Source organism: Streptomyces hoynatensis (assembly GCF_003626535.1).
Classification (GTDB): domain Bacteria; phylum Actinomycetota; class Actinomycetes; order Streptomycetales; family Streptomycetaceae; genus Streptomyces; species Streptomyces hoynatensis.
Map to the genome: position 1 here is coordinate 54,411 of NZ_RBAL01000002.1, position 16,474 is coordinate 70,884.

Genomic DNA, 16,474 nt, shown 5'->3' on the forward strand with positions numbered 1-16,474 from the left:
CTGTGGTGCCGTCGCCGGCGTCCGCCGCCGGCGTCTGTCGCCGATGCCGACAAGGCGGGAGGCGTTTTCTCATCGCCGATGAATGGGGCGGCCCCCCGCTGTCCGTATCCGTGACAGTGACGCCTCCCGAAGGACCTCTCGTGGGCAGCAAGGAACGGACGACCGCAGAACAGCGCTGGGTGCTGAGCCTGGCCTCGATCGGCGCGGTGATGGTGGCGCTCGACGCGCTGGTGGTGGCGGCGGCGCTCGGCACCGTCAAGGAGGAGCTCGGCGCCTCGATCGAGCAGCTGGAGTGGGCGGTGAACGCGTACACCCTCAGCTTCGCGATGCTGCTGCTGATCGCGGCGGCGCTGGGCGAACGGTGGGGCAGGCGGCGGATCTTCGCGGCGGGCCTCGGGGTGTTCTCGGCCGCCTCGGCCGGCTGCGCGCTGGCCCCTTCCATCCAGTGGCTGATCGCCGCCAGGGCCGCCCAGGGGGTGGGGGCGGCGGCCGTGATGCCGCTGGCGATGAGCCTGCTGGGCGCGGCCTTCCCGCCCGAGCGCCGGGGCTGGGCGACCGGCGTCTTCAGCGGCCTGAGCGGCCTCGGCGTGCTGGGCGGCCCGGTGGTGGGCGGCGCCGTGACCGAGGGGCTCGCCTGGCAGTGGATCTTCTGGATCAACGTGCCCGTGGGGGCGGTGGCGATCTGGCTGGTGCTGCTGCGGATCGGCGAGAGCAGCGGGACGGCCCGCCGCCTCGACCCGGCCGGGGCCGCCCTCGTCTCGCTGGCGGTCCTCGGCCTGGTGTGGGGGGTCGTCCGCGGCGAGCCGGCCGGCTGGGGGAGCGCCGAGGTGCTCGGCGCGTTCCTGGCCGGCGGGCTGCTGCTGGCGGCGTTCTGGGTCTGGGAGAACCACGCGCCGCAGCCGATGGTGCCGCCCGCCTTCTTCAGGTCGCGGGCGTTCTCGGCGGGCAACGCGGCGGGCTTCTTCCTCACCGCCGCGCTGTTCGGCGCCGTGTTCTTCATGGCGCAGTACCTGCAGGTGGCCTTCGGCGCCGGCCCCCTGGAGGCCGGGCTGCGGCTGCTGCCGTGGACCGCGACGCTCTTCGTGGTGGCGCCGGTGGCCGGGCGACTTGTGGACCGGGTCGGCGAACGCCCGCTGATCGTGACGGGCTTGGGGCTGAAGGCCGTCGGCATGTGGTGGATCGGGCAGGCCGCCGGCGGCTCGGTGCGGTACGCCGAGCTCGTGGTGCCGCTGGTCGTGGCCGGGTGCGGCGTCTCGATGGCGCTGCCGGCGACGCAGAGCGCGACCGTCGGGGCGCTGCCCCGCGAGGCCGTCGGCATCGCCTCCGGGGTCTACGGCATGACCAGGCAACTCGGGGGAGCCGTCGGCGTGGCCGTGCTGGGTGCGGTGTTCGCCGCCGCCGGGGGATACGGGGACTTCACGACCGGATTCGGCAGGGCCCTGACCGTCTGCGCCCTGCTGTCCCTGCTCGGGGCGCTCGCCGGGCTGGCCGTCGGGCGCGGGGCGGCAGCGCCCTCGGGCGCCCCGGCCGCGCGCCCCGGGCGGGTGGGGGTGCGGCGGTGAGCCTGGAGGCCGAGTTCGCGCGGTACCGGGGGGAGTTGATCGCGCACTGCTACCGGATGCTGGGCTCGCTGCACGACGCGGAGGACGTGGTGCAGGAGACGTACCTGCGGGCCTGGCGGGGGTTCGCGGACTTCGAGGGGCGTTCCTCGGTCAGGACCTGGCTCTACCGGATCGCCACCCGGCTCAGCCTGAACGCCCTCAAGCACAGCAGCCGCCGGCTTGTGCCCTCCGCGCTGGGCGCGCCGGGCGGCGATCCGGGCGCACTTGAGGCGCCGTTGCTTGAGTCGGGCTGGCTGGAGCCGTTCCCCGACCGGCTGCTCGGCGGCGACCCGGCCCTGGTGGTGGGGGCCAGGCAGAGCCTGCGGCTCGCGCTGATCGCCGCATTGCAGCATCTGCCGCCGCGGCAGCGGGCCGTGCTGATCTTCCGGGACGTGCTGGCCTGGCCGGCCGCCGAGGTGGCCGCGCTGCTCGGCACGACGACCGCGGCGGTCAACAGCTCGCTCCAGCGCGCCCGCTCCCGGCTCGCCGAACTCGCGCCCGCGGAGGAGGAGTTCGGCGAGCCCGAGGAGCCCGGGCGCCGCGCGCTCCTGGACCGGTACGCCAGGGCGTTCGAACGGGCGGACCTGGCGGCCCTGGAGGGCCTGCTGACCGAGGACGTGCGCTGGGAGATGCCGCCCGTGCCCACCTGGTTCCGCGGGCGCCGGGAGGTCATGCGGCTGCTCGCGGCCAAGCTCAGGCCGGGGGAGGGGCTGCGGTTCCTGGTGGAGAGCTCGGCCAACGGGCGGCCCGCCTTCGCCCTGTACGGCCGTGCGGGGGACGGGAGTTACCGCGCGCGCTACCTCCAGGTGCTGACGCTGACCGGGGAGGGGCTGGCCGGGGTGCTCGCCTTCCACCGGCCCGGCCTCTTCCCCTTCTTCGGCCTGCCGGCCGAGCTCCCGGCCCCCGCGCCCGCGTCCCGCCGCGGGGCCGCGCGCTGAACCCGTCCGATGCGGCCGCCCGTTGCGGCGGCCCGCCGAGCCGGTCTGCCGAGCCGGCCCGGTGCGGCCGGGCCCGCGCGTGGCGCGCCGGCCCGGCCCGGAAGACTGCGGGCGGGGCGCGGCGGCCGGTTTGACGCCCCAATGGATAACCGTTAAGTATGGTGGGCGTGCGTGGAGGGGTCGGTCGGGCGTGCAAGACGTGGTGCTGGCGCTGCTGGTCAAGGAGCCGTCACATGGGTACGACCTGCGCAGACGGCTGGCGGCTGCGCTCGGGCCGCTGGGCGGGACGCTGAACGCGGGGCAGATCTACGTGACGCTCACCCGGCTGGAGAAGGCCGGTCTCGTCGTCCGCGAGCGCGAGGAGACGCCGGTGCGCGGCCCGCGGCGCAAGGTGTACGCGCTGACCGCGGCCGGACGGGAACGGGTGGCCGCGTGGCTGGCCGAAAGCCCGGGGCCCGGCGCGGAGGTGACGGCGGTTCACCTGAAGCTGGTGGCCGCCGCCGAGTCGGGCCTGGCCGATCCGCTCGCGCTCGTGGACGCGCGGCGGCGGGAGCTGCTCCGCAGCCTCGCCGAGGCCCAGCGCGCCGCCCTCGCCCACGACACGGACTCGGAGGCCGGACTGCTCCTGGAGGGCATCGCCCTGCGCCTGCAGGCCGATCTGCGCTGGCTGGAGGCGTGCCGGCGGACCTGGTCCGCCCGAACGCCGCGGGGAAGAGGCGGAGGAGACGGATGAGCGGAGAGAGGCGGCGGGCCACGGGCCGGTCGCGGCGCAGGGGCGCGGAGGGGACGCCGGGCCCGGGAGGGCTGCCGCGCGCGGGTGCGGGCCGCCGGGCGGCCGGGACGCCGGGGCCGGTGCTGCGGGCGGTCGGCCTGGCGCGCAGCTTCGGGCAGGACGAGAGCCTGGTGTGGGCCGTCGGCGGGATGGACCTCGACGTTCCCGCCGGGCAGACCCTCGCCGTGACCGGCCCGAGCGGCTGCGGCAAGTCGACGCTGCTGCAACTCCTCGGCGGCCTCGACCGGCCCACCGAGGGCGAGGTGTGGCTCGGCGGGCGGCGCATCGACCGGCTCCGGGAACGGGCGCTGGCGAGGCTGCGGCGCCGCGCGGTGGGCTTCGTCTTCCAGGACTTCCACCTGATGGACGAGTTGAGCGCGGCGCAGAACGTCGAGCTGCCCGCGCTGCTCGCCGGCGCCTCACCGCCCGCCGCCCGCCGCCGCGCCGCCGCGCTCCTGGACCGGGTCGGGCTCGCCGCCCGGGCCCGGCACCTGCCCGCTCAGCTGTCCGGGGGGCAGCGGCAGCGGGTCGCCATCGCCCGCGCCCTGGTCAACGAGCCGCTGGTGGTGCTCGCGGACGAGCCCACGGGAAACCTGGACAGCGCCGCGACCCACGACATCCTCCGGCTCTTCGACGAACTGCGGGCCGCCGGCCAGACCCTGGTCCTGGTCACCCATGACGAGCGCGTCGCCGCCACCGCCGACCGCGTCGTCTCCCTGCGCGACGGGCTGCCGGCCGACGACACCCGCCTGGACGGCGTGGGCAACGGGGGCGGGGCGGGCAACCTGGACGGCCCGGGCGGCCCGGACGGCCCGGACGGCGTGGACGGGATGCCGGACGTGGACGGCGGCGCGGGGCGGGGCAACGGCGCGGGCTTCGGGCTCGACGCGCTGCTGCACTGGGAGGACTGACCGTGGGACACCTGCTGCTGACCTGGCGACTGCTCCTCCACGACCTGCGCCGCCGCCCCGGCGAGACCCTCGTCTTCCTGCTCGCCGTCACCGTGGCCACCGGCTCGCTGACCCTCGGGCTGGCGGTCGGCGACGCGGTGACCACCGCCTACACGAAGACCCGCGAGGCCACCGCAGGCCCCGACCTCACCGCCATCACGACGGCCGATGACCCCTCCGGCCTGGCCGAACGCCTCGCCCACGCGCCCGGGGTGGAGGAGGTGACCGGGCCGGTCCTCGCGTTCGACACCACCGTCCTCGCGCACGGCAGGTCCGCACGCTCCTCGGTCGAGGGCCGGGAGGAGGAGCCGTCCGCCGTGGACCGGCCGCTGGTGACCTCGGGGACCTGGGTGCGTCCCGGCGGCGCGGTCGTGGAACGCGGCTTCGCCCGGGCCCTCGGGGTGCGCGTCGGCGACCGCGTCACCATCGGCGGGCGCGACTACCAGGTCGCCGGGATCGCGATCAGCGCGGCCACCCCGGTGTACCCCCACAGCGACTGGGCCCAGGGACCGGGCCCCTCGGAACGCGGCGGCCGGATCTGGCTCACCACCGCCGACACCCGCGCGGCGGCGGGCGACGCGCCCACCGTCCACCTGATCCACCTGAGGCTGGCCGACCCGGAGGCGGCGGCCTCCTGGAGCGACGCCGTCCTCACCGCGGAGCTCAGGGGCGAGGACTGGGTCAACACCCACCCCTGGCAGGGCGTCCTCCGGTCGGACCGCACCATGATCGGGGCCGTTCAGCCCACCCTGGTGGTCGGCGGCTGGCTGCTGGCCGTCGCCGCGGTCGTGACCCTCGCGGCGCTCGCCGCCGTGCGCGTCACCCGCGACAGCCGGCGCGCCGCCCGGCTCAAGGCCGCCGGCGCCGGCCCGGGCGCCGTCACCCTCGTCCTGCTGGCGCAGCCCCTGCTGCTGACCCTGCTGGCCACCGCGCTCGGGCTGACCGCGGGCACGCTGGCCGCGCCCCACCTGGTCGATCCCGGCGCCGGGCTTCTCCACCCGGTGGTCCCCCCGGGCTCCGGCGCCGTCCTTGCCGCGGTCCTCCTCGCCGCCGTGGTCGCCCTGACGGGCGCGCTCGCCCCCGCCGTGCGCGCCGCCCGCGCGAGCACCGCCCAGGCCCTGGCCGAGCCGGGGCGCGCGTTCACCCACCACCCGCGCCTGAATGCGGCGACGGCGTACCTGCCGACGCCGCTGCTGCTCGGCGTCCGGCTGCTCGCCAGGCGGCCGGGACGCGCCGCCCTGGCCTCCGCCGGCACGGCCGCCACCACGATCATGGTCACCGCGCTGCTCGCCTTCCACGCCGAACTCGGCACCGCCCCGACGGCCCTGACCTCGGGCCCGATGGAGGCGCGGACCGACCAGACCGGCCGGGTACTGCTCGGGGTCACCCTCGTGCTGGTGGCGCTCTCCACGCTCAACACCGTGCTCCTGGGCCGGAGCACCGCCGTGCAGGCCCGGCGTTCCCTGACCGTCGCCCGCACCCTCGGCGCCACCCCGGGACAGGTCGTCGCGGCGCTGTGCGTGGCGCAACTCCTGCCCGCGGCACCCGGGGTGGCGTTCGGCATCCCCACCGGGCTCGGCCTGTACTGGTTCTTCGGCACCCAGGTCACGCCTCCCGGCCTGTGGCTGCTCGCCGCGGCGTGCGCCATCCTGCTCGCCGTCGCGGCGCTGACCGCGCTCCCCGCGTGGCTGCACACCCGCGAGCCCGCCGGGCGCGTGCTCGGCGCCGCCGCCGTCTGACGGCCTCCGCGGCCGGGGCCGAAGGCCGGTTCCCGCCCCGCGCGTTGCCGAGGGGAGGGCGTCCGGTGCGCCAGGCGCGCCTGGCGCGTTCGGTGCGGCTCGGGCGTCCGGTGCCGCCCGGTCTCGTCCGGCGCCGCCCGATGCCGCCCGGCTCCGGCCGGTGCGCCGGGGCGTCACGGCGCCGGGGCGTCACGGCGGCGGGGCGAGCCGCACCTCCCCCGCCCCGGCGTAGTCGCGGGCGAAGTCCACGGCGCGCGGGCCGGGTTCGGCCAGGCCACGCAGGTGCGCCAGGCGCAGTCGCAGCCCGAACTCCCGCTCCGCCGGCTCCGCGGCCTCCCGCGGCAGGTGCAGCAGGCCGAGCAGCCGGTCGGAGAACTCCTGCATCCGCCAGGTCTCCCGCAGCCGCCGCGCCTCGTACCCGTCGAGCGCGGAGGGGTCGCCCCGCCGGAGGGCGCGGATCAGCGCGTCGGCCAGGTCGGCGGCGTCGGCGACCGCGAGGTTGAGCCCCTTGGCCCCCGAGGGGGTGAGCAGGTGCGCCGCGTCCCCGGCCAGGAACACCCGCCCGTGCCGCAGCCGCCCGCGGACCCGGGCGTGCAGCCGAACCACGCCGGTCTCCAGCAGCCGCAGCACCCGCGGGTCGCCGGGGGCGGGCCGCAGGCGGGCGGCCAGCTCCGCCTGGACGCGTTCCGCCGGCCAGCGCGCCGGGTCGTCCTCGGGCGGAACCTGCAGGTAGAGCCGGCCGACCGTGCCCGCCCGCGGCATCATCCCGGCGAAGCCGGACTCGTGCAGGGCGTAGCGCACGCCCTCGACCGGCCGCGACACCTCCGCCAGGACGGTCAGCCAGTCGTAGGGATAACGGCGGCGCACCACCCGGCGCGCCTGCGGGGGAAAGCACTCCGCGACGATTCCGTGCGCCCCGTCGCACCCCACGAGGTACTCGCACCCGTACGTGCGCTCCGCGCCCCCTTCCGCGACGCGCAGCACCGGCCGCCCCGTGCCGTCCCGGCCGACGCCGAGGACGGGGGACTCCAGGCGCGCCGGGCCGCCCGCGCGCGCCAGCTCCGCGAGCAGGTCGCCCACCAGCTCCTGCTGCGGGTACACCCAGTGGCCCGCCCCGCCCGTCAGCGCCCGGTAGTCGACCCTGACCAGCCGGCCGAGGCAGGCGAACTCGCACCAGCCGTGCCGGCTTCCGCGCGCGTCGAGGCCGGTGGCGAGGCCCTGGGCGCGCAGGTAGCCGGCTATCCGGTGCTCCAGCAGGCCCGCCCTGGCGCGCCGTTCGAGGTGGGCGGCGGAGAAGCGTTCCCAGACGGCCACCTCGATGCCGGCCCGGCGCAGGACGTTCGCCAGCACCAGCCCCGCGGGCCCCGCCCCGGCGACGGCCACCTCGACGCGGCGCCCCGCCCCGCTCACCCGGCGTCCCCGGCCGGGCGCGCGGCGAGTTCCGCGGGCACCACCCGCGGGTGGAACAGCTCGCTGATCGCCACCAGCGGCGTCTCGCCGTGCCAGAGCACGTAGGTCTTGTACGCGGCCGGCGCGTCGCCCGCGGCGTCCCAGGGGCGGCGTCCCGCGTCGAGGACGGAACGCCGGTGGCCGGTGCCCGCGGCGTGCAGGGTCTCGCCGAGGAGCGCCGAGGGGTCGGCCAGGCAGCGGTCGGCGGCCCCGAGGAGGCCCGCCCTGGCGACCACCACGTTGCGGGACAGGTCACGCCCGTCCCCGGCCGCGAGCACGGAGCGCCGCACGAGGAACTCGTCGGCTTCGCCCGCGCGCAGCAGGGCCGTCGCCCCGAGCGGCGCCTGGGGGGCGCGGACCAGCCGGTGGTGCGCCCTGCGTACCCGCACGGTCGTGCCCAGCCAGGCGGCGAGCAGCGTGCTGGTCAGGCCGTCGCTGCTCAGCAGCATTCTGGTGGCGGGACAGGCGAATCGGGCGATGCGCGCGGCAGTGACGGCCGAGGGCCGGTCGGCGAAGTCCGCCGCGGCGGCGGACGGCAGGGGCAGCAGCATGGTTCCTCGCGGTCTGCGTCGGTGCCGGCCGGCCGGGCGGCGGCCCGGCCGGGGCACCTCGCGGAAATCGGGGGGCGGTTCAGCAGGGGCTCGGGCGGTGCGCCGAAGGCATGGCCCCAGCGTGACCCGCGGGCCCCGCGGCCGTGGCCGCCCGCCGCCCGCTTCACCCCATCGGGGGAGTTTGCCGCCGGGGAGCCTCAACTGGCCGCCGCTCGCGCCGGGTTGCGTCCGGCGGCCGGACGGGCGCCTTTCCCGGCCGCCCACCGGCCGCGCCGAACCCGGCGGATTCCGGAAGGGGTTCCGGAAAAAAATACACAACTACCGAGAGTTGTCCGAAAGGTTTCGGAGCCTCGCGGACCGCGTCCCGCTCTTCCGGGTGCTTCATGACCGTTTGTGCGGAAAAGGCGCGTCCGGTGTCTGCCGACGGCGGTGGGAGAACGGACAACCTGAGGAGGTTCCTGTCACGCGTGTTGTCATGTCCTCGGCGTGTTCCTACTCTGAAGGCGCTCCCAGGCCGGCTCCGGCACCCCGCAACCCCCCGCACCACCCCCCGGGTCTCCCTCGGTCTCCCGGGGCTCCCCGGTCCTGCCGGTCCTTCCGGTCCTTCCGGGGTTCCGCATGTCCGTGCATCCTCCCCGCCCGCCACCACGCCCGCGGCGCCCACCTCCGCCAGCCGAACCGGCCTGTTTCCCACCATCCTGCGCGCACCGGCAGGTACCCGGCCGACGCCTCGGCAGGGCCGTGCCCGCCGGCCGCGCGCCACCCTCAGGAGGTCCCCCATGCGCTTCCACCGATATCGCCCCCGGGTGTGGCTGGCCACGATCTTCGTGGCCCTGGCGAGCCTGGCCTTCGCGAGCCTCGTGCCCGAGGCGGGCGCCGCAGGCAGCCTCAGGACGGCCGCGGCCACCCCGTTCGCCGACGAGGACGACGGCGCCGACTGCAACGTGCAGCTCCCGGGCTCCACGCCGTCCAGCTCCCTGCTGCCCGACCCCTTCACCAGGATCGACGGCACCCGCATCACCTCGCGTTCCGACTGGCGGTGCCGGCGGGCGGAGATCAGGGAACTCGCCGAGAGGTACGTCTACGGCGAGAAGCACAGCGCGCCGCAGAGCGTCACGGGCACGGTCTCCAGGACCGGCATCACCGTCAACGTGTCGGACCAGGGCCGCAGCGCCACCTTCTCCGCGACGGTCGACCTGCCCAGCGGCACCGGACCCTTCCCGGCCGTCATCGTCTACGGCGGGTTCGGCGCCGACACGGCCGCCATCAAGGCCGCGGGCGCGGCGGTCATCAGCTACGACCCCTACGCGGTCGGGGCGGAGGGCACCCCGCGGACCAGCAAGCAGGGCGCCTACTACAGCATCTACGGCTCCTCGAGCAGCACCGGCCTGCTCATGGCCTGGGCCTGGGGCGTGAGCCGGATCATCGACGTCATCGAGCAGTCGGACGGCAGCATCCTGCGGGCGAACGCCACCGGCGTCACGGGCTGTTCGCGGTTCGGCAAGGGCGCCTTCGTGGCGGGCGCCTTCGACCAGCGCATCGCCCTCACCATGCCGATCGAGTCGGGCACCGGCGGCGCCCCGATCTTCCGCGGGGTTCCCGGGGAGAGCGGCTCCCAGCCCCTGAGCAGCGCCTACAGCGAACAGCCCTGGCTGGGCGACGCGTTCGGCTCGTACACGGGCAACCCGGCCGGGCTGCCGGTGGACACGCACGAGATGGTGGCCATGATCGCGCCACGCGGGCTGTTCATGATGGAGAACCCGCACGTCGACTGGCTGGGCGCCAGGTCGGGGAGCGTGGCCGCGCTCGGCGGCGCCGAGGTCTACAAGGCGCTGGGGGTGCCCTCCAACATCTCCTACTGGTCCGACGTCCAGGACGGAACCCACTGCGCCTCCAGGTCGGAGTGGCGCGCGCCCCTCCAGCAGAGCATCCAGACGTTCCTGCTGGGGACGGGCAACCCGCCCGGCGTCTTCCGGATCTCCTCCGCCAAGGCAGGCAACCTCTCCCAGTGGCGCGACTGGCAGACGCCGACGCTGACCGACGACGGCGGCACGGCCGGCGGCACCGGCGGCGAGGAAGGTGACGACGGCGGCGAGGAAGGTGACGACGGCGGCGACGAGGGCGCCGTCGGAGGCGGGGAGGGCGACAGCGGCGGCGACAGCGGGGGCGAGGGCAACGAGGGCGCCTGCACCGCCAGTTTCCGGACGGTCAGCAGCTGGTCCGGCGGCTATCAGGGCGAGGTGTCGGTACGCAACAACGGCACCAGCGCGCTGCGCAGCTGGACCGTCGGCATGACCCTGGCCTCCTGGCAGTCCCTCACCAACCTCTGGAACGGGGTGAACACCGGAACGGGCGGGGCCGTCACGGTCCGAAACACCGCCTGGAACGGCACGGTCGCGGCCGGCGGCAGCGTCAGCTTCGGGTTCGTCGTCGGCGGCAGCCCCACCACCGCGCCGGGCGACCTGACCTGTACCGCCACCTGATTCCCTCCCGCCGTCCGCGTCCGGACGGTCCCCGCCCCGGCGCCGACCGGCCGCCGGGGCGGGAGCCGGGACAGGAGCCGGGCGCCCGGGGGTTCCCGGTGGCGCGCGGATTCACCCCACCGGGTGGTTTTCGGCATCCGGCCGTGGTCCCCGGGCATCCCGTCCGAGGCGAAGCGTGGTCTTCCGGGTGAGCAGGAAGCCAGCAGGCGAATCGCGAAGGACGGTCGGAATGAAGCAGCAAGCAGCCGGGGGCGAGAGGCAGCCGGGCACGCGCCGCGAGCCCGGGGGGCGTGATCCGGGGGGCCGCGGCCCTGGGGCCACCGGACTGGTGGAGGGGCGCGGTCGGAAGGGGAGCGGTCCGGAGGGACGCGAGCCCGGGGGGCGTGATCCCGGGCGCGAGCCGCCCCTGAGGTCCCGGGCGGAACGGCACCCGCCGGGCGGGGGGTCGGGGAGAGCCGGGCCGCGACGGCCGCGCGCCGCGGCCACCGGGCGCCCGGCCGGGAAGGACCGGGGCCGATGAGCCAGATCCTCGACGCCGGCGGCCCCCGGCCCCCGCTGCGCCGCCGCCTCGCCGCCCGCGCCGCCGTCGCCGCCGCCTGCCTGATCGCCCACCTGCCCCCGCGCCGCATCCGCGCCCTGCTGTGCCTCCTGCGGCGCGGCGCCACCGCCGCCACGTACGCGCAGGCCCTGGCCGCCCGGCAGGACGTCACCGCCACCTCGGTCCGCTGTGCGGGCAACTACTGCCTGCAACGCTCCCTCGCCGCCGCCCTGTTGTGTCGGCTGCGCGGCAGCTGGCCCACCTGGCGCACCGGCGTCCGCATGCCCCCCTTCGCCGCGCACGCCTGGATCGAGGCCGAGGAGAGACCCGTCGGCGAGCCCGAGGACACCATCACCTACCGCCCCCTCATCACCGTCCCGCCCCCACCCGCCGTCTGACTGCCCGGCTCCGGCGGGCGGTTGCGGCCCGAGGACCGACGGGCCGTGCCGATGCCCGGGCGTGGCTCCCCGCGGCGCCGGCCGCCCCGGCGGCTCGGCCCCGTCGGGTGAGATGAGGCGGCAAGAGATACTGGCCTTTGGCCGGAGGCAGAGGAGGAGGACGGCTCGTGACCGAAGACCACCGCACGGGGCCGCCCAGCCGCGGCACCGAACGCGACACGCTGCGGGCCTTCCTCGACTACCACCGCGCGACCCTCGCCATGAAGTGCGAGGGCCTGACCGACGAGGAGCTGCGGCGGCGGTCCATGCCCCCCTCCACGCTGACGCTGCTCGGCCTGGTCCGGCACATGGCAGAGGTGGAACGCGCCTGGTTCCGCCGGGTGTTCGAGGACAACGACGCGCCCTTGGTCTGGTCCGACGAGGTCGACTTCCAGGCCGCGTACGAGGTCGGCGCGTCGACCAGGGCGGAGGCGTTCGCGGCCTGGGAGGCCGAGGTGGAGCACTCGCGGCGCATCGAGCGGGCGGCGGAGTCCCTGGACCGGACCGGGTACCAGCCGCGGTGGGGCGAGGAGGTGTCGCTGCGGATGGTGATGGTGCACGTGCTTCTGGAGTACGGCCGCCACAACGGGCACGCGGATTTCCTGCGCGAGGGCATCGACGGCACCGTGGGCGCCTGAGCCCGCTGAGCCCGTTCGAGCCCGCCGGAGCCGCCGTCCGGGCGCCGCGATCAGCCGGTGGGGGGTTCGGCGAAGCGGAGGCCGAGGCCGAGGTGGTCGGCCTCGAACAGGCGGCCCCGCTCGATGCGTACCGGGGACGGCCCGGCCAGGACGCCGAGGTCGGCGAACCGCGCGTCCTCCACGTCCTCCACCAGCGCGTCGGCCTCCAGCGCGAGCGCCAGCTGCCCGGAGAGTTCGGGCAGCAGGTGCGGGTGCAAGGCGGCGCCGTGCTCGCGGGCGAGCCCGGCGATGCGCAGGAACGGCGTGATCCCGCCGACCCGTACGACGTTCGGCTGGACGACGCGGGCCGCGCCCGCCCGCAGGTACTCGGCGAAGCGGTACTCGGTGTGCAGGTTCTCGCCCACGGCCAGCGGGATGTCGCAGCGCCGGGCGAGTTCCGCGTGGCCCGCCAGGTCCTCGGCCCGCAGCGGTTCCTCCAGCCAGGCCGGCGCGAAGGCGGACAGCGCGGACGCGGCCGCGAGGGCGCGTTCCAGGTCCCAGCGCTGGTTCGCGTCGATCATCAGCCGGCGCGCGGGCCCGATGATCTCGCGTACGGCGGCCACCCGTTCCACGTCCTCGGCCGGCTCCGGCTTGCCCACCTTCACCTTCACGGCGCGGCAGCCCGCCGCCACCCACCGCCGCGCCTGCTCCCGCAACTCGTCGAGGGAGTAGTGCAGGTTGACCCCGCTGCCGTAGACCTCGGCGCTCTTCCGCCGGGCCCCGAGCAGCCCGGTGAGCGAGCGGCCGGCGCGGCGGGCTGCGGCGTCCCAGAGGGCCAGGTCCAGGCCGGCGAGCGCGATGGTGGTCAGGCCGCCGCCGCCCGCCTCGTGCAGGTGCTCCCACAGGGGCCGCCAGACCGCCCGCGGGTCGGCCGGCCGGCCGGCGGCGGCCCCGGCGATGTCGTGTTCGAGCAGCGCGAGCACGGCCCGCGCCCCGATGCTCGGCGTCCAGGACAGGCCGTGTCCCTCGGTGCCGTCCGAGAGGGTCACGGTGGTCGCGATCACGTGGACCTCGGGAACGTCCGGGCCCCACGGCCGGGTGAGCGGCACCCGCACCGGGCGCGCACTCAGCCCGGCGACGACCGGCGAACCGGCGCGGGAGGCCGTGGTGGTGGGGGACACGCGAGCCCCTTCCTCGGCGGGCCGGGCCCGTGGCGCGGGGCGGCCGGCGGTTCGTGAATCGATTCATGAGTCGGTCGGTGCGAGTGTGACAACGCCCCTCCGCCCGGTCAAGACGCCGGTCGCCGCGCCTCCACACGGTGCCGCCTGCGCGCGGTGCCGCCCTCTCCGCCGCCCGCGCCGCCTCCCCGGGGGCGGGGGCGGCGGCGGTCGGCGTGCCCGTGGGTCAGGAGGCCGGCCAGGTGATCCAGGACTCGGGGATCTCCTCGTCGAGCCGCCTGGTGTCCCGGTTGCCGAGGACCCCCTGCGCCAGGAGCTGCCGGGCGACCAGGCGGGCCACCTCGATCGCGCCCGGCGGGTTGAAGTGGGTGTTGTCCTCCTCGGTGTCCGTCCAGTTGAAGTAGCGCTTCGTCGCCTCGGCCCCGAGTTTCTGCCACAGGTCGAGCGAGAGCGCCTGGATGTCGAGCAGCGGCACCCCCTCCGCCGCCGCCAGGGCACGCATCGCCGCCGGGTACTCGCCGTGGGTCGGCTGGGCGTTGCCCTCGGCGTCGAACCTGCGGCGTTCCACCGGGGTCGCGAGCACCGGCACCGCCCCGCGCTCCCGCGCCCCGGCCACGTACCGGCGCAGGTAGTCCTGGTAGGTGCTCCACGGCTCGGTGTAGCGGGTGGGGTCCTCGCTCTTCTCGTCGTTGTGGGCGAACTGGACGAGGAGCAGGTCGCCGCGGCCGATCGACGCCCCGATCTCCGCGAGGTGGCCCTCGTCGGCGAAGCTCTTCGAACTGCGGCCGTTCAGCGCCCGGTTGTCCACGGTCAGGCGAGGGCCGAGGAAGAAGGGCAACGCCATGCCCCAGCCGGTCTCGGGGGCGGCGTCGGCGTACTTCCGGGCGGCGGTCGAGTCGCCGGCGAGGTAGAGGGTGCGGGGCACCGGGGCGGTCTCCTCTCGGTCGTGGGCCAGGGCTGCGGGCGCCGCGGCCAGGCCGAGCGGCAGGCCGGCCAGGGCCGCGAGCAGGAGGCGGCGGCCCGGTAAGGCGGGGGCGCGGGGGCCGGAAGGGGCGGGAGAGGCGGGGGTGCCGGCGGCGTCGGGGGCGGCGGTCATGGGGTGGTGCCTCCGGGTGGGGACGGGGGTGGGGACGGGCGGAAGCGGGGCGCGGAGGGGTGCGCCGGGCGGGGTCAGTTCCGCCGGGCGCGTGCGCGGGGGGCGCGGCGCGCCGCCGCGCGGGAGGGGACGGCCTCGGGCTGGGCGGTGGCCACCGCCGTCTCGGGGGCCGGGGCGCCCGCCCGGTGCGTGGGCCGGCCGGCGTGCCACGGCAGGCCCAGGGTGGGCTGCGGCCCGGAGAACCGGGTCACCAGCGCGGGCACGGCCGCGGCCGGGTCCAGCCGGTAGGCGTAGAAGTCCCGCGGATCGAAGGCGGCGCCCCGGGCGTCGGTGCGGCCCGTCGTGTTCCGCAGGATCGAGCCGCGCTGCACCAACTCCGCCGTCTCGTCGGCCTGGTAGGGGTGCTGGACGTCCTCGTAGTAGCTGTTCTCGATGACCATCCTGGTGTGGCCGCGGGCCCAGTTGCCGTACGTCCACACCGGGTCGCCGTCCGCGACCTGGGCCGAGAGGTAGTTGTTGTACAGGTGCGCGTAGGCGCAGTTGTCGGCCGAGGGGTTGCGCTGCTTGGTGCCGGTGAACCAGTTGTGGTCCATGGTGATCTGCGTGACCACGTTGTCGGTCCAGCCGATGCCCAGCGCCTTGTTGTGGGTGTCGAAGCGGTTGTAGGAGACGGTGAGGTACTGGCTGTCCTTGCGGATGTCGAGGAGCCCGTCGCCCATGTGGGTCAGCCGGTTGTGGTCGATCCACACGTGGTCGGCGGTGTCCAGCTGGATGCCGTCGAAGTCCTGGGTCTTGCCGTCCCAGTCGCCCTCGACGTAGGAGTCGCGGATCGTCAGGTTGCGGATGACGACGTTGTGCGTGCCGGGGGCGAGGTGCAGCTCGCCGTGGACGATCTCGCCCGAGGTGCCCACGCCGATGAGGGTCTTGTCGGAGGCCACCGCGATCTCGGAGCCGAACGGTTCGACGGCGACGCTGCCCTGGACGCGGATGACGTAGGGGCCGGGGGCCGCCGCGTACCTGGCGAGCGCGGCCTGGTCGGTGACGGTGACCACGGGGCCGCCCGCGCCCCCGGTGGTGCCGCCCGCGAGCGAGGCGAAGCCGTGCGGGGTGCCGGACCAGCCGCCGGAGGCAAGGCCGGGCCCGGACGACCCGAGCGGCCCGGACGATTCCAACGGCCCGGACGACCCGGGCGCCCCCGGCGGATCGAGGGAGCCGGAGGGGGCGAACGCGGCGCCGCCCGCGGCGGGTTCGGCCGGGCCGTGCGGCGCGGCGGCCTGGGCGGTGGCGAGGGAGGCGGCGCCGAGGAGCGTCGCCAGGGCGGCGAACAGGGCGGTCAGGCGGGCGCAAAACCGAGCGAGAAAGCGCTTGCTATGCGGGTGTGCTGTCATCACCTGTCCTCGGGGGTTGGGGGAGGCCGATGCGAGGTGGTGCGGGGGTTGGGCGGAGGGCGGCGCGGAGGTGGTGCGGGGGCGGGTCCGGGGGTGGTGCGGGTGGTGCGGGTGGTGCGGCGTGGGGCGGTTGCGGGGGCGCGCGTCGGACGGCCGTGCGGCCGGGCCCTCGGCGGCGCGATCGTATGACGTATGAAGCGCGGTTGAAGGTAGGGGCGGCCGGGCGTTCCGTCAATGCCCCGTGCGGTCCCGGCCGAGGGGCGGCGGAGCGAGCCTCAGCTCTTGAGGTGGGCCAGGACGGCGAGAACGCGGTGGTTGGTCGCCCGGGGTGCCGGGGAGGTTGCGGGGCCGTCCGCATCCTAGGCGACCCCTTTTCCCGCCCGATGCCCTGCCCGGGCAGCCCCAGGGCAGGGCGACCGCCAGGCAGGCCGTGCCGAAGAGCACCATCGGCAGGGCGGCGCCCGTCTCCTCGTCCATGCAGAGCAACATGCCGAGGTTCACCAGGGCGTGGAAGCCTCCCGCCAGCGGCAGCCGCCAGGGCCCCGCCGTGTCGAGGGGCACGCCGAGCACGAGCGACATGGACACCGTCGCCAGGAGGAAGCCCGCCGCGTACGCTGGCGTCTCGGCGAGGACCCCGATGTGCCACAGGCCCCACGGCAGACCGACCGTTGCCGAGGCGGCGAGCGTGCCGAACCGGCCGCGCAGCAGCGGCTGCAGGAAGCAGCGCCAGCCGATCT

General features: G+C 76.3%; 14 protein-coding genes. 8 read left to right on the forward strand and 6 right to left on the reverse strand.

The window, feature by feature from the left end; translation table 11 throughout:
- The first annotated feature begins 140 nt into the window (after positions 1-140).
- From D7294_RS03705 to D7294_RS03725, 5 genes are all read left to right on the forward strand, one after another.
- Positions 141-1,562, forward strand: a complete 1,422-nt coding sequence (locus tag D7294_RS03705) for a DHA2 family efflux MFS transporter permease subunit (RefSeq protein WP_120675454.1) — start codon at positions 141-143, stop codon at positions 1,560-1,562.
- Positions 1,559-2,539 carry an RNA polymerase subunit sigma-70 gene (locus D7294_RS03710; RefSeq protein WP_120675456.1) on the forward strand — a complete coding sequence of 327 codons (981 nt, stop codon included), beginning with the start codon at positions 1,559-1,561 and terminating at the stop codon, positions 2,537-2,539. The genes D7294_RS03705 and D7294_RS03710 overlap by 4 nt, the downstream gene beginning before the upstream one ends.
- 190 nt (positions 2,540-2,729) lie before the next feature.
- Positions 2,730-3,272, forward strand: a complete 543-nt coding sequence (locus D7294_RS03715) for a PadR family transcriptional regulator (RefSeq protein ID WP_120675458.1) — start codon at positions 2,730-2,732, stop codon at positions 3,270-3,272.
- The gene (locus D7294_RS03720; protein ID WP_174248260.1) at positions 3,269-4,222 is read left to right on the forward strand and encodes an ABC transporter ATP-binding protein; all 954 of its coding nucleotides are present in this window, start codon (positions 3,269-3,271) and stop codon (positions 4,220-4,222) included. The genes D7294_RS03715 and D7294_RS03720 overlap by 4 nt, the downstream gene beginning before the upstream one ends.
- Before the next feature lie 2 nt (positions 4,223-4,224).
- Entirely contained in the window at positions 4,225-6,000 is a 1,776-nt protein-coding gene (locus D7294_RS03725) for an ABC transporter permease (RefSeq protein ID WP_120675460.1), read from the forward strand.
- Between the two features lie 189 nt (positions 6,001-6,189).
- On the opposite strand, the gene D7294_RS03730 is transcribed toward D7294_RS03725, so the two are convergent.
- Positions 6,190-7,410: an FAD-dependent monooxygenase gene (locus D7294_RS03730; RefSeq protein WP_120675462.1), complete on the reverse strand. Its 1,221-nt coding sequence runs from the start codon at positions 7,408-7,410 to the stop codon at positions 6,190-6,192.
- Positions 7,407-8,000, reverse strand: a complete 594-nt coding sequence (locus tag D7294_RS03735; RefSeq protein WP_120675464.1) for a hypothetical protein — start codon at positions 7,998-8,000, stop codon at positions 7,407-7,409. The genes D7294_RS03730 and D7294_RS03735 overlap by 4 nt, the downstream gene beginning before the upstream one ends.
- A 779-nt stretch (positions 8,001-8,779) precedes the next feature.
- Between D7294_RS03735 and D7294_RS03745 the strand changes: the two genes are divergently transcribed.
- The 3 genes from D7294_RS03745 (at position 8,780) to D7294_RS03755 (ending at position 12,096) form a co-directional block, all read left to right on the forward strand.
- Positions 8,780-10,483: a glucuronyl esterase domain-containing protein gene (locus tag D7294_RS03745; RefSeq protein WP_120675468.1), complete on the forward strand. Its 1,704-nt coding sequence runs from the start codon at positions 8,780-8,782 to the stop codon at positions 10,481-10,483.
- Between the two features lie 516 nt (positions 10,484-10,999).
- Positions 11,000-11,419, forward strand: coding sequence for a lasso peptide biosynthesis B2 protein (locus D7294_RS03750; protein ID WP_120675470.1), 420 nt, complete (start codon positions 11,000-11,002; stop codon positions 11,417-11,419).
- Positions 11,420-11,586: 167 nt separating this feature from the next.
- On the forward strand, positions 11,587-12,096 hold the full coding sequence (locus tag D7294_RS03755; protein ID WP_120675472.1) for a DinB family protein: 510 nt from the start codon (positions 11,587-11,589) through the stop codon (positions 12,094-12,096).
- Between the two features lie 50 nt (positions 12,097-12,146).
- Here the strand turns inward: D7294_RS03755 and D7294_RS03760 are convergent, their stop codons facing one another.
- The 4 genes from D7294_RS03760 to D7294_RS32815 all read right to left on the reverse strand — a co-directional run bounded on the left by D7294_RS03760 (position 12,147) and on the right by D7294_RS32815 (position 16,472).
- On the reverse strand, positions 12,147-13,256 hold the full coding sequence (locus D7294_RS03760; RefSeq protein WP_206619457.1) for a mandelate racemase/muconate lactonizing enzyme family protein: 1,110 nt from the start codon (positions 13,254-13,256) through the stop codon (positions 12,147-12,149).
- Positions 13,257-13,479: 223 nt separating this feature from the next.
- Complete coding sequence (locus tag D7294_RS03765) at positions 13,480-14,349, reverse strand: rhamnogalacturonan acetylesterase (RefSeq protein ID WP_120675474.1); 870 nt, start codon at positions 14,347-14,349, stop codon at positions 13,480-13,482.
- A gap of 74 nt (positions 14,350-14,423) precedes the next feature.
- Entirely contained in the window at positions 14,424-15,737 is a 1,314-nt protein-coding gene (locus D7294_RS03770) for a pectate lyase family protein (protein WP_479681725.1), read from the reverse strand.
- Positions 15,738-15,968: 231 nt separating this feature from the next.
- A complete protein-coding gene (locus tag D7294_RS32815) occupies positions 15,969-16,472 on the reverse strand; it encodes a CPBP family intramembrane glutamic endopeptidase (RefSeq protein WP_277751069.1) in 504 nt (167 codons plus the stop codon).
- Positions 16,473-16,474 lie beyond the last annotated feature (2 nt).

Bases quoted from the DNA above. Each gene is read 5' to 3' on its own strand.
- D7294_RS03720 (WP_174248260.1), top strand. From the start codon at position 3,269: ATGAGCGGAGAGAGGCGGCGGGCCACGGGCCGGTCGCGGCGCAGGGGC.
- D7294_RS03735 (WP_120675464.1), bottom strand. From the start codon at position 8,000: ATGCTGCTGCCCCTGCCGTCCGCCGCCGCGGCGGACTTCGCCGACCGG.
- D7294_RS03745 (WP_120675468.1), top strand. From the start codon at position 8,780: ATGCGCTTCCACCGATATCGCCCCCGGGTGTGGCTGGCCACGATCTTC.
- D7294_RS03750 (WP_120675470.1), top strand. From the start codon at position 11,000: ATGAGCCAGATCCTCGACGCCGGCGGCCCCCGGCCCCCGCTGCGCCGC.
- D7294_RS03765 (WP_120675474.1), bottom strand. From the start codon at position 14,349: ATGACCGCCGCCCCCGACGCCGCCGGCACCCCCGCCTCTCCCGCCCCT.
- D7294_RS03770 (WP_479681725.1), bottom strand. From the start codon at position 15,737: ATGACAGCACACCCGCATAGCAAGCGCTTTCTCGCTCGGTTTTGCGCC.